Here is a 26078-nt window from a genome sequence, read left to right as displayed (position 1 = left end):
GTGCGGCACGCGGTGATCATGGCTGGCGGCTCCGGCACGCGGCTGTGGCCGCTGTCGCGCGCCGGCCGGCCCAAGCAGCTGCTCGACGTGGTCGCCGGCGGGGACGGCACCCCGCACAGCCTGCTCGCCGAGGCCTGGATCCGGCTGCGCGCGGTGCTGCCCGCCGAGGGCATCTGGGTCTGCACCGCGGCCCGCTACGCCGACCAGGTGCGCGCCGCCCTGCCGGAGCTGCGCCCCGACCGGCTGGTGCTCGAGCCGGTGGCTCGGGACACCGCCAACGCGGTCGGCCTGACCGCGGCACTGGTCGCCGACGTCGACCCCGACGCCGAGCTCGCGGTGGTCAGCGCCGACCACGTCATCCGGCCGGTCGAGCGCTTCGCCGATGCGCTGCGCGCCGCCTACGACGCCCTGGCCGACCGCCCCCGGTCGCTGATCACCCTGGGCATCACGCCCACCTCACCGGCCACCGGGTTCGGCTACGTGCAGCGCGGTGCGCCGACCGGCCGGCCCGGCGTGGCCGAGGCCGCCTCGTTCCGCGAGAAGCCGGACCGGGCCACCGCCGAGCGGTACCTGGCCTCGGGGCAGTACCTGTGGAACTCCGGCATGTTCGTGTGGCGGGCCCGCACCGTGCTCGACGCCCTCGCCGACCACCTGCCCGCCTCGGCCGAGGGGCTGGCCCGCATCACCGCCGTCCCGGCCGGGCCGCAGCGGGACGCCGTTTTGACGGAGGTGTTCCCGACCCTGCCGAAGATCAGCGTCGACTACGCCGTCCTGGAGCCGGCCGCAGCCGAGCCGGGCCGGGTGCTCGTCGTCGACCTGGACGTGGACTGGCTGGACGTCGGGTCCTGGCCGGCGCTGGCGCACACCCTGGACGGCGACGGCGCGGGCAACGCCGTCCGCGGGCTCGCCGTCGTGCTCGACGGCTCGGGCAACATCGTGTTCAGCGACGACCCCGACCACCTGGTCGCGCTCGTGGGGGTCCGCGACAGCGTGGTGGTGCACACCGCCGACGTCACGATGGTCTGCCCGGTCGGCGAGGCGGAGCGCGTCAAGCAGCTGCTCGCGGCGGTGGCCGAGCGACACGGGTCACGTTTCGGCTGATCGGGGTGGCTAGCCTCCGGGGCATGAAGAGCTTCGACGTCGCAGCCGTGGTCTCCGGAGGAGCCTCCGGGCTCGGCGAGGCCACCACCCGAGCCCTCGCCGCCCGCGGGGCCGCCGTCACCATCCTCGACCTCCAGGAGGAGAAGGGCGCCGCCCTGGCCGCCGAGCTCGGCGGGCACACCACGTTCGTGCGCACCGACGTCACCGACGATGCGTCGGTGCAGGCCGCGATCGCCGAGGCGGCCGGCAAGGACCGGCCGCTGCGGATCGCGATCAACTGCGCCGGCATCGGCTGGGCCCAGCGCACCGTCGGCCGCGACGGGCAGCCGCACGACCTGGGCGCCTTCACCCGCACGGTCTCGGTCAACCTGGTGGGCACCTTCAACGTGCTCCGGCTGGCCGCCGCGGCGATGGCGGCCACCGAGCCCGACGAGGAGGGCGAGCGCGGCGTCGTGGTGAACACCGCCTCGATCGCGGCCTACGACGGACAGATCGGCCAGATCGCCTACGCCGCCTCCAAGGGCGGGATCGTGGGCATGACGCTGCCGGCCGCCCGCGACCTCGCGAGCGTCGGCGTGCGGGTCTGCACGATCGCCCCCGGGCTGGTGGACACGCCGCTGCTCGGCGGGCTGCCCGAGGAGGCGCGGCAGGCGCTCTCGGCGGGCATACCCTTCCCCAAGCGGCTCGGACGTCCCGACGACTTCGCCCAGCTGGCCCTGGCCATCGTGGAGCACGGCTACCTCAACGGCGAGGTCATCCGGATGGACGGCGCGCTGCGCATGGCACCCCGCTGATCCCCTCCGGGAGCACCTCCTGAGCACGAGCACCACCTCCCCGGGCGCCCGGGCCGTCGCCGACCACGCGACGTCCTGGGTGCCCGGCTGGGACCTGGACCTGGACCGGGCGCTGGCGCCGCACCGGCGGGGGTCCGCCGACCCCACGATGCGGGTCGCCGACGGCGGTCTGTGGCGGACGACGACCACCGTGGACGGCCCGGCGACCGTGCGGATCGCCCGGGAGTCCGGGGCGGTCCGCATCGAGGCGTGGGGGCCGGGGGCCGGATGCGCCGGCGCCGCGGTGCCGGGCTGGCTCGGCGCCGACGACCGGCCGGAGGAGTTCCGTCCCGGCGACGCCCATCCGCTGGTGGCCGAGCTGCACCGCACCCACCCCGGGCTGCGCCTGGGGCGCACCGGCCGGGCCTGGGACGCGCTGCTGCCCGCCGTCCTGGAGCAGAAGGTGACGACGGCGGAGGCCTACCGGGTCTTCCGCGAGCTGTGCCGCCTCGCGGGCGAACCGGCGCCCGGACCCGCGCCCGCGGGCATGCGGGTCGTCCCGTCGGCGCGTCGGGTGCTGGAGGTCACCGACTGGGAGTGGCACCGGTGCGGGCTCGACGGCGCCCGCCGGCGGGCGCTGCGCGCGGTGGCCACCGTGGCCCACCGGCTCGAGCCGGGCGAGGGCTGCGACTCCGCGGTGCTGCAGCGGCGGCTCTGCTCCATCCCCGGCATCGGGGTGTGGACCGCGGCCGAGGTCGTGCAGCGGGCGTTCGGCGACCCCGACGCGGTCAGCGTCGGCGACTACCACCTGAAGAACACCGTGGGCTTCGCGCTCACCGGGCGCCGGGACACCGACGACGCCGGGATGCTGGAGCTGCTGGAGCCGTGGCGCGGCCACCGGCAGCGCGTGGTGCGGCTCATCCTCGCCGGCGGTCCGCGCCGTCCACGGCGCGGGCCCCGGTACGCGCCGACGAACCACCGCGGCAGGTGAGGGACCGGGTGCACCGAACGCCCGGTGCACGTGTGGTGGGTGGTGCCGACACGCGGTCCGGCCTGCTGGGAAGGGCGCGGCGGAACCTACAGTCGGGTTCGCGCAGTCCCCGGTGAGCGGCCGGGACCGGCGACGGATGCGGCGAGCAGCCCCTCGGACGGGAACGGTTTCTCCACTCATGCTCAAGACGACGAGGGCGGCCGGGCGCGCCCCGGACGGTCCGCCGACCGACGGCCGGTCCGCCGCGATGCGTCGGGTGGCCCAGGGGCGGCGCGCCGCCCCGCCGTGGTCCGACGCCCGCTGGGTGCTGGTCCTCTCCCTCCTGGGAGCGGGCCTCTGCGTGGTGAACGTCGTGCCGATCTACCCCGGCTTCATGTCCTGGGACACCATCCAGCAGCTGGGGCAGGCGCTCGGTGCCCGGCCGCTCGACGACTGGCACCCGCCGGTCATGACCGCGGTGTGGTGGCTGACGATGGCCCTGTCGGGCGGGAGCGTCGGCGGCATGCTCGTGCTGCAGCTGGCACTCCTGTGGGGCAGCCTCACGCTGCTCGCGGTGTACGTGTTCCAGCGGACCGGGCGCGTGCTGCTGGCCCTCCTCCCGCTGCTCGTGGGCACCGTGCCCTACGTCGCGAGCATCTCGGGCGTCATCTGGAAGGACGCGCAGTTCGCGTTCGCCATGCTGCTGGCCGTGGTGCTCCTGCTCCACGTCCGGCGGGGCATCTCGCGGGTGTGGCTCCGGAACCTCACGGTGGCGGCAGCCCTCGTCCTGCTGGCCTACGCCGGGGCGGTCCGGTACAACGCGCTGCCGGCGCTGGTACCCGTGCTCGCCCTGCTCACCTGGCCGTCGGCGGGGGGAAGCCGCCGGCGGCGCGTCGTGCTGGCGGGCGGCACGCTGCTCGCCTCGCTCGTGGCGACGCCGGTCATCGACGCCGTCCGCCCGGTCCAGGAGACGTCCCCGGCGGCCAGCATCATGGTCGACGACGTGCTGCACCTGTACTCCGTCGACGAGCTGCGGGCCGCGCCGGTCGACGCGCCGCTGCGGGACTACCTCCTCCGGCTCGCCACGTCGTGCCCGCCGTCGGGCTTCGACGTCAACTACACGTGGCGCTGCGCCAACACGACCGGCACCATCCCCGCACCGTTCCTGACCCACGCAGACCAGCTGCGGGAGTTGTACCTCCGCGGGGTGGCCGAGCGGCCCCTGCGGTACGCGGAGTTCCGGCTGCGGGTCTTCGGCGACTTCCTCGACACGCCGCCCGAGCAGGTCTTCGTGTCCTGGTACGGCATCCTGGAGAACCCCTACGGGGTCGAGTTCTCGCCCAACGCGGCGACGCAGCTGCTCGAGTCCTACGACAGCTTCACCGCGCGGAACTTCGGGTTCGTCTACCGGCCCTTCTTCTGGCTGCTCGCCGCCCTCGCGGTGGTGGGGGTGGCCTGGCGGAGACGCCGGGAGTGGGCGCACGCCGGTGTGGCGCTGGCCCTGGGCGCGTCCGCCGCCGTCTACGTGGTGACGTACCTGCCGATCGTCATCGGCTACGACTACCGGTACGTCTACTGGTCGGCCATCGCGGTGACCCTCGCGGCGCTGCTCCTCCTGGTGGACCGGACCGGTGCCCGGAAGAAGGCGGACGGACCAGGGGCGTCGGTGGGCGGGACGTCGCCGCCGGACTCGACCGCACCCCTCGACCTGGGGCTCGAACGGCACGGGCGTCCACCCGTCACGGCCGATGCCGGTGGACCGGGGAGCTCGTCGGTGGCCAGCCGTCGCTGACGACCGGGCGGCGCCGGATCCGGCCCGGAGGTCAGCGGTCGGTGAGCAGGCCGAGCAGGTAGTCCCCGTAGCCGCTCTTGCCCAGCGGTCCGGCGGCGCGCACGAGCCCGTCGTCGTCCAGCCAGCCGTTGCGCCAGGCGACCTCCTCGATGCAGCCGATCTTCAGCCCCTGGCGCTCCTCGACCACGGAGACGAACTCGGTGGCCTGGCGCAGCGAGGCGAACGTGCCGGTGTCGAGCCAGGCGGTGCCCCGGTCCAGGGCGGTGACCGTCAGCCGGCCCTGCCGCAGGTAGTGCTCGTTGACCGCGGTGATCTCCAGCTCGCCGCGCGCGCTGGGGGTGATGCCCCGCGCGACCTCGACGACGTCGCCGGCGTAGAAGTACAGCCCGGGCACCGCGTAGGAGCTCTTCGGGGTCTCGGGCTTCTCCTCGATGGAGAGGACCCGGCCGGCGCCGTCGAACTCCACGACGCCGTAGTCGCGCGGGTTGGCCACGTGGTAGGCGAAGACGTGCCCGCCATCGGGCTCCGGCAGCCGCGACAGGGCGGTGCCGAGCCCCGCGCCGTAGAAGATGTTGTCGCCGAGCACCAGGGCCGCGGCCTCGCCGCCGAGGAACTCCGCACCGATGAGGAACGCCTGCGCCAGCCCCTCCGGGCGCGGCTGCACGGCGTAGTCGATCCGCATCCCCAGCCGGCTGCCGTCACCGAGCAGGTGCCGGAAGGCCTCCTGGTCGCCGGGCGTGGTGATGACCAGCACCTCGCGGACCCCGGCCATCATCAGCGTGGAGAGCGGGTAGTAGATCATCGGCTTGTCGTACACCGGCATGAGCTGCTTGCTCACCGCCTGGGTGATGGGGAACAGACGGCTCCCGGTGCCTCCGGCCAGGATGATCCCGCGCATGATCGGCGACCCTACCGAGGTCGACCGGCTCAGACCCCGGATCGGCCGAGCCACAGCCTCCCGACGAGTGAGGTGCCACCGGCGGTGGCGACCGGCTCCCAGCGCGTGTCCCAGCCCTCGGCGTGCAGCTGCACGATCGCCACGCCGACCAGCGCCCCGGCATTGAGCGCGCTCGTCGTCGTCACGGCGTCGGGCAGGTGGACGTCGACGACGCCGTCCCCCTCGCCCCCGTGCCGCAGCACCACCGGGAACTCCGGCAGCGCCGTGCTGGCCACCCGGAACGCCGCGGCCGCCGCCTCCCGCTCGCCGGGGCGGGGCACGAGCGCGGTCGCGGGCGCACGGGAGCCGACCAGGTCGCGGGTGCCGTAGGGGAAGAGGTCGTCGCCGGGCAGGCGCACCAGCGGCCGGGTGCCGTCGTCGGCGTCCTCGGCCGGGCGCCGCAGGGGCAGGCCGCGGACGACGGCCACCGGCACGCCGGCCAGCTTGCCCTTCACCAGGTCGGCCGCCGACGCCAGCTCGTCGACCACCGCCACCCGGGTGGTCTCCAGCCGGTTGCCGTGCGCGTCGACGGCGCCGCGGTGGTCGTCGAGGGCGGTGATGCCGGCCGAGCCGACCGCCACATCGGTCAGGCCCTCCCGCCAGGTGCGGCCGAAGGTGTCGCTCACGACCACGGCGACGTCCACGCCGGCCAGCTCCCGCAACCGCGCGCGCAGCCGGCGGGCCGAGGCGTCGCCGTCCTCGGGCAGGAGGACGAGGGTGTCGGAGGCGACGTTGGAGGCGTCGATGCCCGCCGCGGCCACCACCCAGCCCTGCGGTGTCTGCACGATCTTCAGCGGGCCCCGGCGGGCCACCGTGCGCACCGTCTGCGCGTCGATCGCGGCCTGCCGGGCGGCCTCCCGGTCGGCGCCCGGCTCGACCCGGACCAGCGCGCCCTCGACCTTGGAGACCACCTTCGAGGTGACGACGACGACGTCGCCGTCGGCCAGCCAGGGCGCCCCGGCCGCCACGGCCCCGGCCAGGTCGTCCCCGGGGCCGAACTCCGGCAGCCCGGCGACGGGCAGCACCGAGATGCCGGCAGGGAGCTCAGGCACCGGCGTCGAGGGCGGCGCGGGCCAGCGCGGTCGTGGCCTCGGGGGAGGACATCAGCAGCGGCACCCGGCGCACGTCGACGCCCGGGACCTCGGCGGTGTCGTCCTCGGCCACCAGCCACCCGTCGAGCAGGCCGCCGTCGGTGCGAGCGCCGTAGTGCCGGCCGACGCCCTCGGCGCTCACCTCGATGCCGAGCACGGGCAGGCAGCGGTCGGCCATGCCGCGCACCACCGCGCCGCCGACGATCGGCGAGATGCCGACGACCCGGGCGGGGGAGGCGAGCAGCGCCTCGCGCAGCCCGGGCACGCCGAGGATCGTCCCGATGGACACCACCGGGTTCGACGGGGCCAGCAGGACCGCGTCGGCGGCGGCGAACGCCTCGACGACGCCCGGGGCCGGGCGCGCGGCGTCCACACCCACCTGCACGAACGCCGAGGCGTCGAGGGCGGCCCGGTGACGGACCCACCACTCCTGGAAGTGGATGGCGCGCGGGCGGCCGTCGTCGGGGTCGGTGACCACGACGTGCGTCTCCACCCGCTGGTCGCTCATGGGGAGGACGGTGACGCCGGGCTGCCAGCGGTCGGCCAGCGCCGCGGTCACCTGGGAGAGCGGGTAGCCGGCGTCGAGCATCCGCGTCCGGATCAGGTGCGTCGCGAGATCGCGGTCGCCCAGGCCGAACCACGCCGGGTCGGCGCCGTAGGCGGCCAGCTCCTCCTTGACCGTCCACGACTCCCCGGCCCGGCCCCAGCCGCGCTCCTCGTCGATGCCGCCGCCGAGGGTGTAGACGACGGTGTCGAGGTCCGGGCAGATGCGCAGCCCGTGCATCGTCACGTCGTCGCCGGTGTTGACCACGGCCGTGATCTCCGCCCCGGGGGCCGCCGCGCGGACCCCACGCAGGAATCGGGCCCCTCCGGTCCCACCGGCCAGCACGACGATCTGCACGAAACGCATGGTGCCCGATGAGCACTTGTGCACTGTTCGCCGGGCGTGTCGAGGGGTGCCACGACATCTGACGAACACCTGGGACGGATGGGGCTGGTGTGGCGTGTCGCTTACACCGGGCGAAGTTGACGGCCGGGCAACGACACGCGTGTAATTCCGTCGGTGTCAACGAGTGCTGAGCGGCCCGGGAACCTCCTGCCGGCCGCGCACCGGGACGAGAGCGAGAGGGGACGCACCGTCATGGCTGAGGTGTCGTGGTTGAGCGATTACGTGAACGGGTCCGAGCGGTCGGCCGACCGTCTGGGGGCCGCCGGCCACGGCGCGGGTCAGGGTGCGGGGCAGGCCGTGGGCCAGGGCACGGGGCAGCCGTTCGTGGGCTTCCTCGGGTTCGGCCTGGAGCCCGACGCCCAGTCGTGGCAGGAGCAGGCGCTGTGCGCCGAGACCGACCCGGAGGCGTTCTTCCCCGAGAAGGGCGGCTCGACCCGCGAGGCGAAGAAGATCTGCACCGGCTGCGAGGTCAAGGCCGAGTGCCTCGAGTACGCGCTGGCCAACGACGAGCGCTTCGGCATCTGGGGCGGCCTCTCCGAGCGCGAGCGGCGCCGCCTGCGCCGTCGCGCCGTCTGAAAGAGGACCCTCCCGCCCGCCACCGCTCGCACGCTCGCGGCGGGCCCCTGCGAGAGGGCCGCCCCGACGCGTTGCTGCAGCCGCCGACGACCCCTGGCGGTGGCTGTGGTTCGGTTCGGGACGTGGTCGCCCGTGTCGCCGTCGGTCGCGCACGCGTGGTGCGCGAGGTCCGGGCCGCGGAGCCCCTGGCGGTCGCGCTCGCGGCCCCGCTGACGGCTCGCGCGCCGTGGCTGACCGGAGTCCTGAACGACGGGGCCGCGCACCGCACCCTCGCCCGGCCCGCGGCCGTGGTCGTGGACGGCACGCCCGACGGCCCGCCGCGGGCCGCAGCCTTCCTCTCGCTGCGCCGCCGCGGGCCGTTCACCGTCGTCTCCCTGCTGGGGCAGGACCGCCCGCCGCTGCCGCCCGGCCGCCCCACCGCACGGCTGCTGGCCGGTGACGAGGCGGCCGCCGGGGCGCTCGCGACGGGCGTGCTCGGCCTCCTCGGCTCGCTGCGCGGCCCCTGGACGCTGCACCTGACCGGCCTGCCCCTCGGCGATCCCACCACGCGCGCCCTGGCCGCCGCCCTGCCGACGGCGGTGCTGGCCAACGCCCGTAGCGCCGCCCTGGTCGACGGGCTGGACGAGCTCGGCCGGGTCGAGCGCAGCACGGGGCAGCAGTTCCTGGAGCGCCGGCTGCCCGGGCTGCTGGCCGGCGAGCGCGACCGGCGGGCGCGGGCGTTCCTGCGGGCCACGGCCCGGCTGCACGCGGCCGTCGGCCGTGTCGAGGTCGCCGTGGTGACCGACGGCGACCGGCTGCGGGCGGGCCTGCTCACCCTGGTGGACGGTGCCGACCGCTGGCCGTGGTGGGCGTTCCCCGGGGACGGCGGGGTGGGCACCGGGATGGGCGCCCCGGTCGTCACCCTCTCCGCGCCGGCCCGGCGCTGGCCCCGCTGAGCCCGGTCGGCCCGCCGGTCAGCCGGCCCGGACCCGGCTGCGGTCGGGCAGGACCGGAGCGGTGCCGGTGCCCAGCCGCAGCTCGCCGGTGGCCGCGCGCAGCCCGTCCGCGGTGCGGCCGCCGTCGGGCACCACGGTGAGCTCGAGGTCGTAGACGCGGCCGGTCGGCTCCGCGGTGGACCCGGCCGGACGGACGGCGGTGGCGGCCTCCCCGCGCACGGTCAGCCGGTCGCCGTCGCGCGCCACGCGCAGCTGCTGCGGGCCCAGGGTCGCGTGCTCGACCGGGATGGCGACGCAGCCGGCCGCGACCGGGTCGGGTGGCGGCTCGGCGGTGAGGCAGTTGTAGGTGGGCAGCCGGAGCTCCAGCCGCGTCGCGCCGTCCTCGCTCGTCAGCCGCAGCTCGGGATAGGCCGCGGTGATGCCCACCGCCCGCGGCTCGAGGACCAGCCCCGCGACCGCCAGGTCCGCGACGAGGGCGCCGGGGGCCACCTCCTCGGCCGGGGGCGTCGGGGCGTCGGCCGACGGCGCGGCCTCCGCGGGTGCGTCACCGGGCCGGCTCCCGGCTGCGACGGCGGCGGCGGTGCCGACCAGCGCCAGGGCGGCGACCCAGACGGCGGCCGGCGGCAGCTGCGCCCGCCGGCGGGGCCTGTCGTGCGGCGCGCTCGCCGCGGGGGGCGCGGGGGCGAGCGCCGCCCACCCCACGGGGGTCGGCCGCTCCGGCCGCGTGCCGGGCGGGTGCGCGAGGAAGTCGGCCAGGTCGTCGACCCGCTCGGTGCGTGCTCCGGCCGGCCTGCCGCGGGTGCCGTCGGTGCCGTCGCCCCGGCGGCGGGCGGCGGTCACGGCGGCGACCACGGCGCCCACCACGAGCCCGCCCAGGACGACGCCGACGACCAGCCAGGCGGCGGCGGTGGGGACGTCCATCCCGCCCAGCATCTCAGCCAGGAGTGCGGCCCCGGGTGCGCGCGGTCAGCCGGTGGGGTCGATCTCCTCGGGATCCCGCCCCAGGAGGGTGGCGACCTGGTCGACCACCACGTCGCGGACCAGGTCGGCGAGGTCCTCGCGGTCGTGGGCGCGCAGTTCCAGGGGGCGCCGGTAGACGACGATGCGCGGCGGTGCGTCCTGCCCCTGCTCGCGGCGGGCGGGCAGCAGCCGGGCCAGCGGGACGCCGGCGTCGTCGAGCACGTCGGAGTCCAGCAGCGCCTCGTCCGGGTCGTCGTGCTCGACCCACGGCACGTCCTCGACGGCGAACTCCACACCGGCCAGCTCGCGCTCCCAGCGGCGTTCCAGGTCCTCGACCGCGTCGAGCACCAGGTCGTCGAACTGCTCGGCGCGACTGCGCGAGAGAGGTACCTGCGCGGGCGCCAGGCGTCCGCGCAGGCCGCGGCCGTGGCGGTCGCGGCGGGAGCGGGTGCGGCGGCGGGGAGGGTGGCTCATGACGGGTCGAAGGGTACGGCGAGGTACGACACGCCGGGTCCGGGAACGGCTCGGCGGCCCGTTTCCCCGGTTCCGCCCGAGCCGTCCGGAACCCGTGCCCTACCGGTGACGATGCCCACGGGGTCATCGTGCAGGATGGTGCGTCGCGGCGGGATTCCCGGTGTGCCTGCTGTCGCGCACCGCCGGGCGGAGTTACTGTGCCTGGCGTGAGGAACCGGTGGTGAGGCAGTCACGTCGCTGCTCGCGCAGCGGCTGCGCGCAACCGGCAGCGGCGACATTGACCTACGTGTACGCGGAGTCGACGGCCGTTGTCGGCCCGCTGGCGACGTTCTCCGAACCGCACAGCTACGACCTGTGCGAGTTCCACGGCGAGCGGCTGACGGTGCCGCGCGGCTGGGAGGTCGTCCGGCACGAGATCGACCTCGACGACGTCGGCCCGACCGGCGACGACCTGCTCGCGCTGGCCGACGCCGTCCGCGAGGCCGCCCGGCCGGAGCCGGTGCGCGACCCGGCCGACGACGGCAGCGGCATCCGCCGCGGGCACCTGCGCATCCTCCCCGACCTGCCCTGAGGCGCCCTCCTCGCTGAGGTAGGTGAGGTGCTGGAACGGCCACCCTCCAGGGACCCTCGCCGAGCCTGCGAGGCGTGGGGGGAAGGGTGGCCCTTATAGGGTCGGCGACGCCGCCGGCCGTCCGGTCGCGGCAGTCCCGACTGCGAGGATGGGCTGCGTTGTCCGATCTCTCGGCGCTGATCAAGGCCTACGACGTCCGAGGTGTGGTCCCCGACCAGTGGGACGAGGACGTCTCGCGGGCGATCGGCGCGGCGTTCGCCGAGTTCGTGCTCGCCGACAGCGGCGCGACCGCCGTGGTCACCGCGCACGACATGCGGGAGTCCTCCGTCCCGCTCTCGCGCGCCTTCGCCGAGGGCGTCATCGCCCGGGGCGTCGACGTCGTCGAGGCCGGTCTGGGCTCCACCGACCTGCTGTACTTCGCCGCCGGCTCGCTCGGCATGCCCGGGGCGATGTTCACCGCCAGCCACAACCCCGCGCAGTACAACGGCATCAAGATGTGCCGGGCGGGGGCGGCCCCCATCGGCCAGGACTCCGGGCTGGTCACCATCCGCGAGTGGGCCGAGCACGACTCCTACGACCGCACGCCGGACCGGGTGGGCACGGTGAGCGCCCGGGACGTGCTGGCCGAGTACGCCGCGCACCTGCGCTCGCTGGTCGACCTGGCCACGATCCGGCCGCTGAAGGTCGTCGTCGACGCGGGCAACGGCATGGGCGGGCACACCGTGCCCGTGGTCCTCGCCGGCCTGCCGCTGGACGTCGTGCCGCTGTACTTCGAGCTCGACGGCTCGTTCCCCAACCACGAGGCCAACCCGCTGGACCCGGCCAATCTGGTCGACCTGCAGCGGGCCGTGGTCGAGCACGGCGCCGACATCGGCCTGGCGTTCGACGGCGACGCCGACCGGGTGTTCGTGGTCGACGAGCGCGGCGAGCCGGTCAGCCCGTCGGCGATCACCGCACTGGTGGCGGTCCGGGAGCTGGCCAAGGGCCGCGGGACGACGATCATCCACAACCTGATCACCTCCCGCGCCGTGCCCGAGATCGTCCGCGAGCACGGCGGGCAGCCGGTGCGCACCCGCGTCGGGCACTCGTTCATCAAGGCCGAGATGGCCCGCACCGACGCCGTCTTCGGCGGCGAGCACTCCGCGCACTACTACTTCCGGGACTTCTGGCGGGCCGACACGGGCATGCTCGCGGCCATGCACGTGCTCGCCGCGCTGGGGGAGCAGGGGCGGCCGCTGTCGGAGCTGACCGCCGCCTACTCGCGGTACGCCGCCTCCGGTGAGATCAACTCCACCGTGGCCGACGCCGCGGAGCGGACGGCCGCGGTGCGCGAGCTGTTCGAGGAGCAGGAGGGCGTCACGGTCGACGAGCTCGACGGGCTGACCGTCGAGCTGCCGGACGGCGCCTGGTTCAACCTGCGGGCCAGCAACACCGAGCCGCTGCTGCGGCTCAACGTCGAAGCGCCGGACACGGCGCGCATGACCGAGCTGCGCGACCAGGTGCTGGGCACCGTGCGCGCGGGACAGGAGCAGAAGTGACCGCACCGCAGAGCAGCGCCCCGAACGGCCCGCTGGGCCTGGACCCGGACCTGCTGTCGATCCTCGCCTGCCCCGACACCCACCACACGCCGCTGACCGTGGACGAGGCGGCCGCCGAGCTGGTCTGCGGCACCTGCGACCGGGCCTTCCCCGTCCGCGACGGCATCCCGGTGCTGCTCCTGGACGAGGCGCGGCACCGCTCGTCATGACCTCGCCCGAGCTCGCCGAGGAGGTCCTCGACGACCTCGACCTGCTGCGCGCCCGGGACCCCCGCGGCCTCCTGCCGGCGGTGGCCGGCGCCGGCGCGCAGGTCCGGGAGACCGCCCGGTTGACCGAGGAGGCCGGGCTCGGCCGGGTCACCGAGGGCGGCCGGCCCCGGGGGCTGGTGATCGTGGCCCGGCGGGAGGGCGCCGTCGCCGCGTCGGTGCTGCGCGCCCTGCTCGGGCCCACCAGCCCGGTCACCGTCGACGTCGTGCCGGGTCCGGCGCTGCCGGTGTGGACCGGCCCGAGCGACATCGCGGTCGTGGTCACCCGCACCGGCGCGGGCGCGTACGCGGTCGGGCCGGCCTACGAGGCCGCCCGCCGGGGCGTCGCCCTGGTCGGCATCGGCGCCGACGACGCACCCCTGCGCGCCGCCTGCTCCGCCGCGCGGGCGCCCTACGTCGCGCTGCCGCGCAGCCGGGTGCGGCACACCACGCTGTGGTCGCTGCTCACCCCGATGCTGCGGCTGGCCACCGACCTGCGGCTGCTCCCCGAGGGGGGCGCCGACACCGAGGCGGTCGCGACCGCGCTCGACGAGGTGGCCGAGGAGTGCGGGCCGGCCCGCGAGTCGTTCGTCAACCCGGCGAAGACGCTCGCGCTGGAGCTGCTCGACGCCCTTCCCGTGATCGCCGCGGAGGGCCCGCTGGCCGGTGCGGCGGCGACCCGCGTCGCCGACCAGCTGGCCACCCTGGCGGGGCTGCCGGCCACCGGCTTCCGGTTGCCCGACCAGCGGGTCGCGGCGTGCGCGGTCCTCGGGGGCCCGCTGGTGCCGCAGGAGGGGACCGACGACTTCTTCCGCGACCGCGCCGACGACCCCGGCCGCCGGCTGCGGCTGCTCACCATCCGCGACACCGACGCCGGCGGGCACGACGGCGCGGGGGAGCGGGAGCCGCGCTCGGCGGAGGAGGCGATGCAGCAGGTGCTGCGGACCGCCGCCGCGCACAACGTGCCGGTCAGCGGGCTGGCCGAGCACGGCGACCCGGAGCGCTACGCGCGGCTGCCGCGGCTGGCACGGCAGCTGGCCGTCGCGGACTTCAGCGCCGTGTACCTGGCGCTGGCGCTGGACTCCGAGCGGGCGCTCCGTCCCTGAGCACGCGCGCGGCCCGCGGACGGGTCACCATCATTGCGACAGCACGCCGGTGCTGACCGATCGGAAGGATCTCCCGTGGCGGGTGGACTCGTAGCCCTGCTCGACGACGTGGCGGTGCTGGCGCGCGCCGCCGCCGCCTCGATCGACGACATCGGCGCAGCTGCCGGACGGGCCAGCATGAAGGCGGCGGGCGTCGTGGTCGACGACACCGCGGTCACGCCCCAGTACGTGCACGGCCTGAACGCCGAGCGCGAGCTGCCGATCATCCGGAAGATCGCGCTGGGCTCGCTGCGCAACAAGCTGCTGATCATCCTCCCGGCGATCCTGCTGCTCAGCCAGTTCCTGCCGTGGCTGCTCACCCCGATCCTGATGATCGGCGGCGCCTACCTCTGCTACGAGGGCGCGGAGAAGATCTGGCACCGGTTCAACGGCCACCAGGAGTCGCACGCGACGGTGGAGGACGCGCTCCCGGACGAGAACACGATCGTCTCCGGGGCGGTGCGCACCGACTTCATCCTGTCGGCCGAGATCATGGTGATCTCGCTCAACGAGGTCGTCGACGAGGGCTTCTGGTCCCGGGCGATCATCCTCGCGGTCGTCGCGCTCGGCATCACCGTCCTGGTCTACGGCGTCGTCGGCGTGATCGTGAAGATGGACGACGTCGGGCTGAGCCTGTCCCAGCGGCCCTCGAAGGGCCTCGCCGCGTTCGGCCGCGGGCTGGTGAAGGGGATGCCGAAGCTCCTGACCGCCCTCACCGTCATCGGCACGGCGGCGATGCTGTGGGTCGGCGGGCACATCATCCTGCTCGGCACCGACGAGCTGGGCTTCCACCCGCTCTACGAGTTCGTGCACCACCTGGAGGAGGCCGCGCACGACGCCACCGGTGCCGTCGGCGGTGTCGTGGGCTGGCTGGTCAACACGCTGGGCAGCGCCGTCCTCGGCCTCGTCGTCGGCGCGCTGATCGTGCTGGTCATGAACCTGACGGTGCACCGCACGAAGGCGGAGCCCGCGGCGCACTGAGGGAGCGGCGGCCGGTGGGGGGACAGTAGGGGCCATGGACCCGGGGAAGACCGACCGCACGCTGCTGTCACCGGAACGGCGGCACGCCGACCGCGCCCGGCTGGCCGAGGGCGTCGTCGACGTGCTCGTGATCGGCGGCGGGGTGACCGGCGCCGGCGCCGCGCTGGACGCCGCCAGCCGCGGTCTGTCGGTGGGGCTGCTGGAGGCCCGGGACTTCGCGGCCGGCACCTCCAGCCGCTCCAGCAAGCTGATCCACGGGGGTCTGCGGTACCTGGAGCAGCTGGCCTTCCCGCTGGTGCGCGAGGCGCTCAAGGAACGGGCCCGGCTGGTCGGCACCATCGCCCCGCACCTGGTCCGCCCGCTGCCGTTCCTCCTGCCGCTGACCGCGCCGGTCTGGCAGCGGGCCTACTACGGCGCCGGCGTCGCGCTGTACGACGTGCTGGGCGCCGCCTTCGCCCGCGACCGGGTCATCCCGCGCCATCGGCACCTGTCCCGCCGCGCCACGCTGGCGGCGTTCCCGGCGCTGCGCCGGGACGCGGTCCGGGGAGCGATCCGGTACTGGGACGCCCAGGTCGACGACGCCCGGCACACCCTCGCCGTGGTCCGGACGGCGGCCGGCTACGGGGCGCACGTGCTCTCCAGCGCCCGGGTGGTCGGCCTGCTGCGCGACGGCGACGCTGCGGACGCCCCGGTCGTCGGCGTCCGGGTGGCCGACCTGACCGACGGCTCCTCGTTCGCCGTCCGCGCCCGCAGCGTCATCGCCGCCACCGGGGTGTGGAGCGACGACGTGGGGGAGATGCTCGGTGCCTCGGCCCCGAGCCTGAAGGTGCGCGCCTCCAAGGGCGTGCACCTGGTGGTGCCCCGGGCGGCGATCGACGGCGCCGACCTCGACCCCGACGGGCTGATCCTGCGCACGCCCACGAGCGTGCTGTTCGTGATCCCGTGGCGGGAGCACTGGATCGTCGGCACGACCGACACGCCCTGGCGGCTGGACCGGGACCACCCGGCCGCGAGCAGCGCCGACATCGGGTACCTGCTCGACCAGGTCAACCGGGTGCTGGCCCGGCCGCTGACGGCCGACGACGTCGTCGGCGTGTACGCCGGCCTGCGCCCGCTGCTGGCGGGGGAGTCCGACGACACCAGCCGGCTCTCCCGCGAGCACGCCGTCGTCATGCCCGTGCCGGGGCTCGTGCTCGTGGCGGGCGGCAAGTACACGACGTACCGCGTGATGGCCGCGGACGCCGTCGACGCCGCGGTCGAGGGGCTGCCGGGTGCGCCGCGCTCGCGCACGGCCGAGCTGCCGCTGGTCGGCGCGCGCGGCTGGGCCGGCGTGCGGGACCGGGCGGCCGAGCTGGCCGCCGGGTACGGGGTGCCGGAGGACGCCGTCGCCCGGTTGCTGGAGCGCCACGGCGACCAGGTGACGGCGGTGCTGGACCTGGTTCGGGGCGACCCCGCGCTGGGCCGCCCGCTGACCGGCGCTCCCGGGCACCTGGCCGCGGAGGTGGTGCACGCGGTCACGGCCGAGGGTGCCCTGCACCTCGACGACGTGCTCACCCGGCGGACGCGGATCTCGATCGAGACGCCGCACCGCGGGGTGGAGTCCGCGCCTGAGGTGGCGGCGCTCATGGCCGCGGCCCTGGACTGGGACGAGGAGCGCACCGCCCGGGAGATCACCCACTACGCGGCCCGGGTCGACGCCGAGCGCGAGTCGCAGCGCATGCCCGACGACCGGACCGCCGACGCGGCTCGCCTCGGGGCGCCGGACGTGCGCGCGGCGGTCTGAGCGCGCGGGCGTCTCCCTCCCCGGGGTGGTGGTGCGTTCCGCGGTCCGGAGGCGGGACGTAACCTGCGCAGACGATGTGGCAGCTCAGCAACGGCGTGCGCTTCTACCCATGGGGCAGCCGGACCGTCATCCCCGCGCTCCTCGGTGAGCCCGTGCCCGCGGACCGGCCGCACGCGGAGCTGTGGGTGGGCGCGCACCCGGACGAGCCGAGCACGCTCGACGACGGCCGCCCGCTGGACAAGGCGATCACCGAGGACCCCGGGACGCTGCTCGGCGGTCCGGTGCTCGAGCGCTTCGGCCCCCGGCTGCCGTTCCTGATGAAGGTGCTCGCGGCGGACAGCCCGCTGTCGCTGCAGGCGCACCCCACGACGGAGCAGGCCCGGGCGGGGTACGCCGCCGAGGAGGCCGCCGGCATCCCGCACGACGACCCGACGCGCACGTTCAAGGACCCGTTCCACAAGCCCGAGCTGCTCCTCGCGCTGACCACCTTCGAGGCGCTCTGCGGGTTCCGGCCGGTGGAGGAGTCGCTGCACTGCCTGGCCAAGCTGCAGGTGCCGGAGCTGAAGCCGACCATCGCCGCCCTCGCCCGCGGTGGCCTGCGCGCGGCCATCCCGCAGCTGCTGGCGCTGACCGGGGAGCGGCGGACCGAGCTGGTGTCCGCCGTCGCCACCGCGGCCGCCCGATTCGTGGCCGCCCACGACCCGGAGTTCATCAACACCTACCGCTGGGCGGCCACGCTGGCGGAGACCTACCCGGGCGACCCCGGCGTGGTGATCTCGCTGATGTGCAACCACCTGAAGCTGTCGCCCGGGGAGGCGGTGTTCCTGCCGGCGGGGAACCTGCACGCCTACCTGTCGGGCGCCGGCGTCGAGGTGATGGCCAGCTCGGACAACGTGCTCCGCGGGGGCCTGACCGCCAAGCACGTCGACCTGGCGGCGCTGATCGAGGTGCTCGACTTCAGCGACGGCCGGGTGCCGGTGATCCACCCGGTGCTCGGGCCGGGTGGGCTGCGCTACCCGGTACCGGTCGACGACTTCGACCTGACCCGCTGCCAGCTCGACGAGCAGTCGGGCACCCTGACCACCCGCGGGCCGCAGCTGCTCTTCTGCACCGAGGGCTCGGCCGTGCTCACCTCCGGCGACGGCGAGCTCACCCTGGAGAAGGGCCGCTCGGCGTTCGTCCCGGCCGGGGCGCCGGTCACCGCTCGTGGCCCCGCGGTCCTCTACCGGGCGACGACCAACCTGGGCTGAAGCCGCAGCACGTAGCCTGGGCTGGACCCGCACGCCGAGGCGCCGGTCGGCGTCGGGAATCTGCGGTGCGGCCCGGCGTCCGGGACAATGGCGGTGAGTGCACATCGTCGTGCCACCCCGTGTCGGACCGCCCGGGGCGGCGGCCCGACCAGTTGGAGGCGCCTGCATGCTGTTGTCCGTGGTGGTCCCCTGCCACAACGAGGAGCGGGTCCTGCCCGAACTCGTCGCCCAGGTCACGGCGGTGATGGAGGACGTCCCGGCCGACCTCGAATTCGTGCTCGTCGACGACGGCAGCCGCGACCGGACGGTCCAGGTGCTGCAGGAGTTGAACGCGCAGGACCCGCGCGTCCGGTACGTGTCGCTCAGCCGCAACTTCGGCAAGGAGTCGGCGATGCTGGCCGGCCTGGCCTACGCGCGCGGGGACGCCGTCGTCATCATGGACGCCGACCTCCAGCACCCCCCGCGGCTGATCCGGCAGATGCTCGACCTGTTCGAGCAGGGCCACGACCAGGTGGTCGCCCGCCGGGACCGCACCGGCGACGCCTTCGGCCGGAGCCTGCTCTCCCGGCTCTACTACCGGATGGTCAACTCGCTCGTCGAGGTCCGCATCGAGGACGGCGTCGGCGACTTCCGGCTGCTGAGCCGCCGCGCGGTCGACGCGCTGCTGCAGCTGGGCGAGTACAACCGGTTCTCCAAGGGGCTGTTCGCCTGGATCGGCTTCCCGACCGCCACCATCGACTACCGCAACGAGGCCCGGTTCGGCGGCGACGCCAGCCGGTGGTCGATGCGCAGGCTGCTGAACTACGGCATCGACGGCGTCATGTCCTTCAACAACGCGCCGTTGCGGCTGGCCATCTACGTGGGCCTGGCGGTCACCATGCTGGCCTTCGGCTACGCCGCGTACCTCGTGGTGGCCGCGGTCGTCGGCGGCATCGTGGTGCCCGGCTACGTGACCCTCGTCGCCGCGGTGATCGGGCTCGGCGGCCTGCAGCTGCTGTTCCTGGGTGTCATCGGCGAGTACGTCGGCCGGATCTACTACGAGAGCAAGCACCGGCCGCACTTCCTGGTGGCGGCGGCCAGCGACGAGCTGTCGGCCGCGGAGGCGGGCCGGCGGGCCCCCGCGCGGCGGAACACCGTGATGGTGGGCAACTGGGTCGCACCCGACGTCCAGGCCGACGTGGACGGGGGGTACGTCCGGCCCCCGGTCCCGGCCGACCGCCGGTCCTCGAGGTGAGGGTGGACCGGACCACCCTGCGCCACGCCGTCCGGTTCGCCGTCGTCGGCGTGGTGAACACCGGCGTCTACTACGGCACGTACCTGCTGCTGAGCCTGTGGACGCACTACCTGGTCGCCCACCTCGGCGCGATCCTGGTCGCGATGGTGGGGTCGTTCCTGCTCAACTGCTACTGGACCTTCCGCACCCGCCCGACCTGGCGGAAGCTGGCGCTGTTCCCGCTGACCAACGCGACGAACTACGTGATGACCACGGTCGGTGTCGTCGCCCTCGTGGAGTGGCTCGCCGTGGACGAGCGCGTGGCACCGCTGCTCGCCGCGGTGGCGGCGATCCCGGTGACCTTCCTGCTGTCCCGACGGCTGCTGACGGGGAACCCGGCTGCCGCGACGGGGGAGCCGGTCGAGCCCGGCGCGGTCCAGCCCGCCCCGCCGGGAGCGCCCCGGTGAGCGGGTCGAGCGCCGTCGGGTCGGCCTCCCGGGCCGCGGCGTCACCGGGAACGGCCCCGGCGGACGACACGGCGGCGGTGCCCGCGGGAGCCGCCGCCGGCGCGCCGCCCCGGACGCGGCGCCGGCCGCCCGAGTGGCTGGTCACCCTCGGCGTCGGCGTGGCCGCCTGGGTGATCGGCGCGATCCCCTACTGGCGGGAGCGGCTGTTCTACTACGTCGGCGACCAGTACGAGCAGTTCGCGCCGTTGTGGCACGTCTTCGGCCAGCGGTTGCGGAACGGCGAGTGGGTCACCATGGACCCGGCCGCCTGGATGGGCGGGAACTACGCCGCCGAGGGGCTGAACGGGATCTGGAACCCGGTCAGCCTGGCCAACTTCGTGCTGGTCTCCTACTTCGACGACCTCGCGCAGGCCGCGGCCGTGGTCATGGTGGAGTTCCTCGGCCTGCTGGCGATGGGCACCTTCCTGCTGGCCCGCGAGCACGGCGCCCGCCGGTGGCCCGCAGCCGTCGTCGCGCTCGCCGTCCCGTTCTCCGGCTTCACCCTCTGGTACGAGGCGGCCGGGTGGCCGGCGGGGCTGATGGCCTTCACCTGGGTGACCTGGTTCTGGTGGGCGGCCCGCCGGCACGCGCGGGGCCGGCTCAACCCGATCGTCCCCTTCCTCGCCGGCGCCCTCGTGATGACGACCGGGAACCCCTACGGCGCGCTGGGCATGGTCGTCGTCCTGACGGCGCTCGGTGTCGAGCTGCTCCTGCGGCGCCGGTTCACCCGGCTGCTGCACCTGGTGGTGATGGGCGCCTGCGCGGGCCTGGTGGCCCTGCCGGTGTACCTGCCGCTGCTCGGCGCCGGGGACGTCTCGCTGCGCCAGGATCTCGCCGTCCTCGCCAACGACACCTTCCTGGTCCCCGACCTCGGCGACCTCGCCGCAGCGAGCTCCCCGACCTACCTGCCGTCCATCACCAACTGGGGCGGCGCGCTGCTCGAGACGCAGCCGTCCACCTACCTCGCCTGGTTCGTCCTCCCGTTGCTGCCGTGGCTGCGCTGGTCCCGGCTCCGGCGCCGGGCGCGATCGCTGGCCGGGCTCCTCGGGATCGCCGGCTTCTACCTGCTCGCCACGCTCGCGCCCTCGAACCTGTGGCTGTTCCGCTGGCCGGTCCGCTTGGTGGAGTACCTGTACCTCGCGGTGGCCGTGATCTTCGCCGTCGTCCTCTCGGCCGGGTTGGCCACCGACTCCCCGCGCCGGCGGGCCGTGGCCAGCGGCGCGATCGTCCTCGGCGGCACCTACCTGGCGTGGGCGGTCCGGCCGGCCGGGCTCCTCCCGGAGCACGCCGCCGCGCTGCTGCTGGTGGCGGCCGGCACCGCGCTCGCCGTGGCGGTCGGCCGGCGGTGGGGGCTGCCCGGCCTCGGCGCCGTGCTGGTCGCGGGCACCGTCGCCGTCGTCGCCTTCCAGACCACCGTCCTGCCCTTCCGCCCGGACGGCTTCGGCCTGCGGCCGGCCTCGGACCTGACCGCGCTGGCCGCCGGCACGACGTCGTACGAGGGAACGGTCCTGCAGCTGGCCCGGCACGACGTGGTCACGACCGAGCAGATGCGGGGCGGTGAGATCACCTTCGGCAACCTGGTGCGGCCGACCGGTACCACGACGGTGGCGAGCTACAGCGGCATCGGCTTCCAGGAGTTCGCCGACGAGCTCTGCACGGACTACCGGGGGGCCACCTGCCCGGAGGCGTTCGACCGGCTGTGGCAGCCGGCCGGCCCGGACTACCCGGTGCCGCTGGTCGACGCCCTCCGCGTCTCGACGCTGGTCCTGCAGCGGGACCTGCTCGGCGACGACGTCGTCGACCGGCAGCAGCCGCCGCCCGGCTGGCAGGTGGCGGAGCGGTCGCCGGTGCGGGCGGTATGGGTCCGCGACGAGCCGTACGCCGACGCCGGCCGGGTGTCGTGGACCTCGCCCGGGATCGAGGTGCTGGCGGACGACGCCGAGGAGGAGCGCGAGGTCGTCCGGTACACCGCCGACGACGCCGGCCGGGTGCTCTTCGCCCGGCTGGCCTGGCCCGGCTACACGGCCACCGTCGACGGCGAGGAGGTCCCGGTGCTCGACGGGCCGGCCGGCCTGCTGGCCGTGCCGGTGCCGGCCGGTGAGCACACCCTGGTCCTCGACTACGCCCCGCCCGGTCTGCGAGCGGGCGCCTTCGCCGCCGCCGGTGCGGCACTGGTCGTGCTCGTGCAGGCCGGGCTGTGGTCGTGGCAGCGCCATCGCGGGCGCCGGCGACTGCGGGCCCGATAGCAGTTACGGTCGCCCCCTGGTCCGGCGTCGGCCCTGGCGCCGGCCGGAGGGAGTGGCGGCATGGTGCGAGGCCGGCGGGACGCGGAACCGGGCGGGGCGGGCCGGGCCCTTCGGGACCGGGTGGTGGACGCGCTGGGCGGACCGCTCCGGCGCCTGCTGGCGCCGCTGGTCAGGGAGGTCGTCGGCGCCGAGGTGGACCGGGCGATCAGCGCCCTGCACGAGGTGGAGTTCCGCCAGCGTCGTGACCTGCTGGCGGCCGGCGAGCGGGATGCCGCCGTCAGCTCGGCGCGCTTCGCCGCACGGGCGATGCCGACGGCCCGCGCCTTCCACCACCGGACGGGCACGCTCGAGCACGGGCTGGAGATCGCCCCGCACGGGGGGCTGGCGCTGGAGTTCGGCGTCTTCGAGGGCCGGTCCCTGGAGGTCATCGCGGAGCGGCGCGGACGGCAGGGGGTGTACGGGTTCGACTCCTTCGCGGGGCTGCCGGAGGACTACCGGCCGCACGTCCGCGCGGGCGCGTTCGCCGTCGGTGCGCTGCCCGACGTGCTGGGCGCCGAGCTGGTCGTCGGCTGGTTCCAGGACACCCTGCCCGGCTTCCTGGCCGCCCACCCGGGGCCCGTGGATTTCGTGCACGTCGACGGCGACCTGTACTCGTCGGCGGTCACGGTCCTCGACCTGGTCGGCCCCCGGCTGACCGCGGGCTCCGTCCTGGTCTTCGACGAGTTCTTCAACTTCCCGGGGTGGGAGCAGCACGAGTTCCGTGCCTGGCAGGAGTGGCTGGACCGGACCGGCGCGCGAGCGGAGTACGTGGCCTACACGTCGAACGACGAGCAGGTGGTCGTGCGCCTGATCGAGCCGGGGCGGCCGCCGGCCGGCTGACCCCGGCGTGGCGCCTCCGGGCGGGCGGCCGCGCGGCTACCGTCGGCCCGTGGGTTCCGCGCGGGGAGGGGTGTGACGGTCCGGGCGCCCGCACCGTGGCGCCGGCTCGGCGTCGGAGCGCTGCGGGCCGTGGTGGTCGTCGCGCTCGGCGTGGGCGTCTCCGGCTGCGAGCCGGGCGCGTCCGAGGCCGGCCTCCCTCCGACCGGGATCCTCTCGGACGGTGCGGCGCAGGAGACGATCGCGGCGGCGCCGCCCGGGTCGGCGCTGGCCGCCGTCGACGAGCTGGCGGTCGCCGGCCGGGCCCCGCGCACCGGGTACGACCGCGACCTCTTCGGCGCCGGGTGGGTCGACACCGACCGGAACGGCTGCGACACCCGCAACGACGTGCTGGCCCGGGACCTGACCGGCGAGACGTTCCGGCCCGGCACCGCCGACTGCGTCGTCCTCGCCGGCACCCTCGCCGATCCCTACTCCGGGCGCACCATCGAGTTCCGACGCGGCGCGGAGACCAGCGACGACGTGCAGATCGACCACGTCGTCGCCCTCTCGGACGCCTGGCAGAAGGGCGCGCAGCAGTGGGACACCGGCACGCGGACCGCGTTCGCCAACGACCCCCTCAACCTGCTGGCCGTCGACGGCCCGCTGAACATGCAGAAGGGCGACGGGGACGCGGCGACCTGGTTGCCGCCTGACCGCTCCTACCGCTGCAGCTACGTGGCCCGGCAGGTGGCGGTGAAGCTCCGCTACGGGGCCTGGGTGACCCCGGCCGAGCGCAACGCCGTGGTGACCGTCCTCGGCGGCTGCCCGGACGAACCCCTGCCGGGCGGGACGATCGCCGGGTCGCCGGAGGAGCCTGCCGAGGGGGCGACCGCCGGCCCGGTGCCGTCGGCCGGCTATGCGGACTGCGCGGCCGTCCGGGCCGCGGGTGCGGCGCCGATCACAGCCGGCGAGCCCGGGTGGCAGCAGCGCCTGGACGGGGACGGCGACGGGGTCGGTTGCGAGTAGCCGCACCGGGAGCGGCATTCCGCGCAGGCGCGATCACTGCGCGTGACGACTGCAGGAAGTGACCGCGCGGATGGGTAGATGGGCGACGTCCCGGGCACGGTGCCGGATACGTTCCCTTGCATGCGTCCGCGCCCGAACGGAGAAGACACCTTGGTGATGGCCGTCCAGTCCGAGGCCGCCCAGGCCTCGGCCCCCGCCCCGGAGTCGGCCCCGCGCCGGGGTCGCCTGCTCGCGCAGCGCACGCTGTTCGCCGGACCCACCGCGGAGGTCCCGGCCGACCTGTACTGCACGACGGTCTCCGGGGTCGCGACGCGCGAGCGCACCCGGCTGTCCCTCGACGGTCATGCCACCGTGTCCACGAACTCCTACTTCGGCCGGTTCCCCGCCTCGTACTGGCAGCGCTGGACGTCCGCGCGCTCGGTGGACCTGCACGCGGTCGTCACCGGCGCCGGCCTCGTCCGGGTCATGGCCTCCGACAGCGAGGGCACCCCCCGCACCGTGGCCACCCAGCAGGTCCGGGACGCCCATGAGCAGCCGCTGACGCTCACCCTCCCGCTCGACCGGTTCGTGGACGGCGGCGCCTACTGGCTCGAGCTCGAGACCGACGCGGCCGGCCTCGTCGTCGACCACGTGCAGTGGTCGGTCGCCACCATCCGGCCGCGTCGCGCGACCGCGGTCGTCATCTGCACCTACAACCGGGCCGACGACTGCCTGGCCACGCTCCGCACGCTGGCGGCCGACCACGCGGTGGCCGGCGAGCTCGCGGCCGTGTACGTCGTCGACCAGGGCACCGACACCGTCGAGAGCCGGCCGGGGTTCGCCGACGTCCGCGCCGCGCTCGGCCCGGCCCTGCGGTACGTGCGGCAGCCCAACCTCGGCGGGGCCGGCGGCTTCACCCGCGGCATCTACGAGGCGGTGCGCAACGAGACCGTCGAGCGGGTCAACCTGCTGCTCATGGACGACGACATCCGGCTCGAGCCGGACACGGTCGTGCGGCTCCGGGCGTTCGCCGACCGCGCCGACGAGCCGGTGCTCGTGGGCGGTCAGATGCTGAACCTGCTGCACCCGGACCGGCTGCACGTCGGGGCGGAGTCGGCCGACCTGTCGATCCTGCGGGCCGGCAAGCCGGTGCCCGACGCGCTCACCAACGCCGACCTCACCGAGGAGCAGCAGGACCTGCGGATCGACGGCGACTACAACGCCTGGTGGACCTGCCTGATCCCGTCCGAGGTCGTCTCGGCGGTCGGCTACCCGTTGCCGGTCTTCTTCCAGTGGGACGACATCGAGTTCGGGCTGCGTGCCCGGGCGGCCGGGTTCCCGACCGTGACCCTGCCCGGCGCGGGCGTCTGGCACGCCGACTTCGCCTGGAAGAACTGGGACGACTGGTCGCGCTACTTCAGCTACCGCAACTCCCTGATCACCAGTGCGCTGCACAGCGACTTCGACCGGCGGAGCATCACCGACCACCTCGCCAAGCAGCTCGTGGACGCCGTGGTGTCGATGCGCTACGGCCTGGCTGCGCTGCTGATCCGCGCGGTCGAGGACTTCCTCCGCGGCCCGGAGGTGCTGGCCGACGGCGGGACGCAGACGGCGGCGCAGATCCGCAAGATCTGGGCGTCGCACCCCGAGACGACCAACCACCCGGCGTCGTCGGTCCCGGGGGTGGCGTCGGTCGACATGCAGCGGACCGCGCCGGCCGGGACGCCGTCGATGATGGGCCTGGTGCTGGCCAAGCGGCTCGTCTGGCAGCTGCGCAACCGCAACCGGGGGACGGCGGCGATCAACGCGGCCGACGCGCACTGGTGGCACGTGTCCCTCTTCGACACCGCGGTGGTGACCGACCCGTCCCAGGAGGGCGTGCGGCTGCGGCGGTTCGACCGCGACGAGATGCTCCGGCTGGCCCGGCAGGGCACCAAGGTGCTGGTGCGCCTCGCGCGGGAGGGCAACGGTGCCCGCGACCGCTGGCGTGCCGCCCTGCCCGAGCTCACCGACCGGCAGACCTGGACGCGGCTGTTCGAGTCCAGCTGAGACGGGCCACCGGGACGGGGTCGGTGGCGCGCTGACCCCGACGGGGGGGGGGGGGGGGGGGGGGGGGGGGGGGGGGCGGCGCGGGGGGGGGGGGCGGGGGGGGGGGGGGGGGGGGGGGCGGGGCGGGGGC

The 26078-nt window shown here is 75.3% G+C and carries 24 protein-coding genes; 19 read left to right on the top strand and 5 right to left on the bottom strand.

Annotated features, from left to right (window positions below; all coding sequences use genetic code 11):
- The 4 genes from ACI79T_RS18600 to ACI79T_RS18585 all read left to right on the top strand — a co-directional run bounded on the left by ACI79T_RS18600 (position 1) and on the right by ACI79T_RS18585 (position 4636).
- Positions 1-1101, top strand: a complete 1101-nt coding sequence (locus ACI79T_RS18600; RefSeq protein WP_456611583.1) for a mannose-1-phosphate guanylyltransferase — start codon at positions 1-3, stop codon at positions 1099-1101.
- A 23-nt stretch (positions 1102-1124) separates the two neighbouring features.
- Positions 1125-1895, top strand: a complete 771-nt coding sequence (locus ACI79T_RS18595) for an SDR family NAD(P)-dependent oxidoreductase (RefSeq protein WP_456611582.1) — start codon at positions 1125-1127, stop codon at positions 1893-1895.
- Between the two features lie 79 nt (positions 1896-1974).
- A complete protein-coding gene (locus tag ACI79T_RS18590; protein WP_456611581.1) occupies positions 1975-2865 on the top strand; it encodes a DNA-3-methyladenine glycosylase family protein in 891 nt (296 codons plus the stop codon).
- Positions 2866-3043: 178 nt separating this feature from the next.
- On the top strand, positions 3044-4636 hold the full coding sequence (locus ACI79T_RS18585; RefSeq protein WP_456611580.1) for a hypothetical protein: 1593 nt from the start codon (positions 3044-3046) through the stop codon (positions 4634-4636).
- A gap of 31 nt (positions 4637-4667) precedes the next feature.
- On the opposite strand, the gene rfbA is transcribed toward ACI79T_RS18585, so the two are convergent.
- From rfbA to cofD, 3 genes are read right to left on the bottom strand one after another with little or no spacing between them, the layout of a single operon-like run.
- Complete coding sequence (rfbA, locus tag ACI79T_RS18580) at positions 4668-5534, bottom strand: glucose-1-phosphate thymidylyltransferase RfbA (RefSeq protein ID WP_456611579.1); 867 nt, start codon at positions 5532-5534, stop codon at positions 4668-4670.
- Between the two features lie 29 nt (positions 5535-5563).
- Complete coding sequence (locus ACI79T_RS18575; protein ID WP_456611578.1) at positions 5564-6625, bottom strand: coenzyme F420-0:L-glutamate ligase; 1062 nt, start codon at positions 6623-6625, stop codon at positions 5564-5566.
- The gene (cofD, locus tag ACI79T_RS18570) at positions 6618-7574 is read right to left on the bottom strand and encodes a 2-phospho-L-lactate transferase (RefSeq protein ID WP_456611577.1); all 957 of its coding nucleotides are present in this window, start codon (positions 7572-7574) and stop codon (positions 6618-6620) included. Before cofD ends, ACI79T_RS18575 begins: the two co-directional genes overlap by 8 nt.
- Positions 7575-7937: 363 nt before the next feature.
- Between cofD and ACI79T_RS18565 the strand changes: the two genes are divergently transcribed.
- Both ACI79T_RS18565 and ACI79T_RS18560 read left to right on the top strand, forming a co-directional pair.
- Positions 7938-8189, top strand: a complete 252-nt coding sequence (locus ACI79T_RS18565) for a WhiB family transcriptional regulator (protein ID WP_456611606.1) — start codon at positions 7938-7940, stop codon at positions 8187-8189.
- Between the two features lie 122 nt (positions 8190-8311).
- On the top strand, positions 8312-9124 hold the full coding sequence (locus ACI79T_RS18560; protein ID WP_456611576.1) for a hypothetical protein: 813 nt from the start codon (positions 8312-8314) through the stop codon (positions 9122-9124).
- Between the two features lie 18 nt (positions 9125-9142).
- On the opposite strand, the gene ACI79T_RS18555 is transcribed toward ACI79T_RS18560, so the two are convergent.
- Together ACI79T_RS18555 and ACI79T_RS18550 are read right to left on the bottom strand one after the other, a co-directional pair.
- On the bottom strand, positions 9143-10045 hold the full coding sequence (locus tag ACI79T_RS18555; RefSeq protein ID WP_456611575.1) for a hypothetical protein: 903 nt from the start codon (positions 10043-10045) through the stop codon (positions 9143-9145).
- A gap of 45 nt (positions 10046-10090) precedes the next feature.
- Entirely contained in the window at positions 10091-10558 is a 468-nt protein-coding gene (locus ACI79T_RS18550; protein ID WP_456611574.1) for a metallopeptidase family protein, read from the bottom strand.
- A 160-nt stretch (positions 10559-10718) separates the two neighbouring features.
- Here ACI79T_RS18550 and ACI79T_RS18545 point away from each other — a divergent pair, with 160 nt between their 5' ends.
- The 13 genes from ACI79T_RS18545 to ACI79T_RS18485 all read left to right on the top strand — a co-directional run bounded on the left by ACI79T_RS18545 (position 10719) and on the right by ACI79T_RS18485 (position 25948).
- Positions 10719-11129, top strand: coding sequence for a DUF3499 domain-containing protein (locus tag ACI79T_RS18545; RefSeq protein WP_456611573.1), 411 nt, complete (start codon positions 10719-10721; stop codon positions 11127-11129).
- Positions 11130-11287: 158 nt separating this feature from the next.
- Positions 11288-12667: a phosphomannomutase/phosphoglucomutase gene (locus ACI79T_RS18540; protein ID WP_456611572.1), complete on the top strand. Its 1380-nt coding sequence runs from the start codon at positions 11288-11290 to the stop codon at positions 12665-12667.
- Positions 12664-12876, top strand: coding sequence for a Trm112 family protein (locus ACI79T_RS18535; RefSeq protein ID WP_456611571.1), 213 nt, complete (start codon positions 12664-12666; stop codon positions 12874-12876). The genes ACI79T_RS18540 and ACI79T_RS18535 overlap by 4 nt, the downstream gene beginning before the upstream one ends.
- On the top strand, positions 12873-14018 hold the full coding sequence (locus ACI79T_RS18530; RefSeq protein ID WP_456611570.1) for an SIS domain-containing protein: 1146 nt from the start codon (positions 12873-12875) through the stop codon (positions 14016-14018). Before ACI79T_RS18535 ends, ACI79T_RS18530 begins: the two co-directional genes overlap by 4 nt.
- 75 nt (positions 14019-14093) lie before the next feature.
- Positions 14094-15038 (top strand): DUF808 domain-containing protein, encoded by a 945-nt coding sequence (locus tag ACI79T_RS18525; RefSeq protein WP_456611569.1) that lies wholly within the window; start codon positions 14094-14096, stop codon positions 15036-15038.
- Positions 15039-15072: 34 nt separating this feature from the next.
- Positions 15073-16821 (top strand): glycerol-3-phosphate dehydrogenase/oxidase, encoded by a 1749-nt coding sequence (locus tag ACI79T_RS18520; protein WP_456611568.1) that lies wholly within the window; start codon positions 15073-15075, stop codon positions 16819-16821.
- A 74-nt stretch (positions 16822-16895) separates the two neighbouring features.
- A complete protein-coding gene (gene manA / locus ACI79T_RS18515; RefSeq protein ID WP_456611567.1) occupies positions 16896-18071 on the top strand; it encodes a mannose-6-phosphate isomerase, class I in 1176 nt (391 codons plus the stop codon).
- 166 nt (positions 18072-18237) lie between these two features.
- On the top strand, positions 18238-19305 hold the full coding sequence (locus ACI79T_RS18510; protein WP_456611566.1) for a glycosyltransferase family 2 protein: 1068 nt from the start codon (positions 18238-18240) through the stop codon (positions 19303-19305).
- Between the two features lie 2 nt (positions 19306-19307).
- Positions 19308-19751, top strand: a complete 444-nt coding sequence (locus tag ACI79T_RS18505) for a GtrA family protein (protein ID WP_456611565.1) — start codon at positions 19308-19310, stop codon at positions 19749-19751.
- A complete protein-coding gene (locus ACI79T_RS18500; RefSeq protein ID WP_456611564.1) occupies positions 19748-22036 on the top strand; it encodes a YfhO family protein in 2289 nt (762 codons plus the stop codon). The genes ACI79T_RS18505 and ACI79T_RS18500 overlap by 4 nt, the downstream gene beginning before the upstream one ends.
- Positions 22037-22096: 60 nt before the next feature.
- Positions 22097-22915 (top strand): class I SAM-dependent methyltransferase, encoded by an 819-nt coding sequence (locus ACI79T_RS18495; RefSeq protein ID WP_456611563.1) that lies wholly within the window; start codon positions 22097-22099, stop codon positions 22913-22915.
- A gap of 72 nt (positions 22916-22987) precedes the next feature.
- On the top strand, positions 22988-23920 hold the full coding sequence (locus ACI79T_RS18490; protein ID WP_456611562.1) for a GmrSD restriction endonuclease domain-containing protein: 933 nt from the start codon (positions 22988-22990) through the stop codon (positions 23918-23920).
- Positions 23921-24040: 120 nt separating this feature from the next.
- Complete coding sequence (locus tag ACI79T_RS18485; protein WP_456611561.1) at positions 24041-25948, top strand: glycosyltransferase; 1908 nt, start codon at positions 24041-24043, stop codon at positions 25946-25948.
- Positions 25949-26078: the final 130 nt, after the last annotated feature.

The sequence above is a fragment of the Blastococcus sp. SYSU DS0619 genome (genome assembly GCF_054051035.1).
Note: the sequence above shows the minus strand (reverse complement) of the source record. Positions and strands in the feature narration are given on the sequence as shown.

What these genes read in the sequence shown, in the direction of transcription:
- ACI79T_RS18485 (WP_456611561.1), top strand. Translation starts at nt 24,041, where the DNA reads ATGCGTCCGCGCCCGAACGGAGAAGACACCTTGGTGATGGCCGTCCAG.
- ACI79T_RS18550 (WP_456611574.1), bottom strand. Translation starts at nt 10,558, where the DNA reads ATGAGCCACCCTCCCCGCCGCCGCACCCGCTCCCGCCGCGACCGCCAC.
- ACI79T_RS18510 (WP_456611566.1), top strand. Translation starts at nt 18,238, where the DNA reads ATGCTGTTGTCCGTGGTGGTCCCCTGCCACAACGAGGAGCGGGTCCTG.
- cofD (WP_456611577.1), bottom strand. Translation starts at nt 7,574, where the DNA reads ATGCGTTTCGTGCAGATCGTCGTGCTGGCCGGTGGGACCGGAGGGGCC.
- ACI79T_RS18495 (WP_456611563.1), top strand. Translation starts at nt 22,097, where the DNA reads ATGGTGCGAGGCCGGCGGGACGCGGAACCGGGCGGGGCGGGCCGGGCC.
- ACI79T_RS18585 (WP_456611580.1), top strand. Translation starts at nt 3,044, where the DNA reads ATGCTCAAGACGACGAGGGCGGCCGGGCGCGCCCCGGACGGTCCGCCG.
- ACI79T_RS18595 (WP_456611582.1), top strand. Translation starts at nt 1,125, where the DNA reads ATGAAGAGCTTCGACGTCGCAGCCGTGGTCTCCGGAGGAGCCTCCGGG.
- ACI79T_RS18555 (WP_456611575.1), bottom strand. Translation starts at nt 10,045, where the DNA reads ATGGACGTCCCCACCGCCGCCGCCTGGCTGGTCGTCGGCGTCGTCCTG.
- ACI79T_RS18520 (WP_456611568.1), top strand. Translation starts at nt 15,073, where the DNA reads ATGGACCCGGGGAAGACCGACCGCACGCTGCTGTCACCGGAACGGCGG.
- ACI79T_RS18530 (WP_456611570.1), top strand. Translation starts at nt 12,873, where the DNA reads ATGACCTCGCCCGAGCTCGCCGAGGAGGTCCTCGACGACCTCGACCTG.
- manA (WP_456611567.1), top strand. Translation starts at nt 16,896, where the DNA reads ATGTGGCAGCTCAGCAACGGCGTGCGCTTCTACCCATGGGGCAGCCGG.
- rfbA (WP_456611579.1), bottom strand. Translation starts at nt 5,534, where the DNA reads ATGCGCGGGATCATCCTGGCCGGAGGCACCGGGAGCCGTCTGTTCCCC.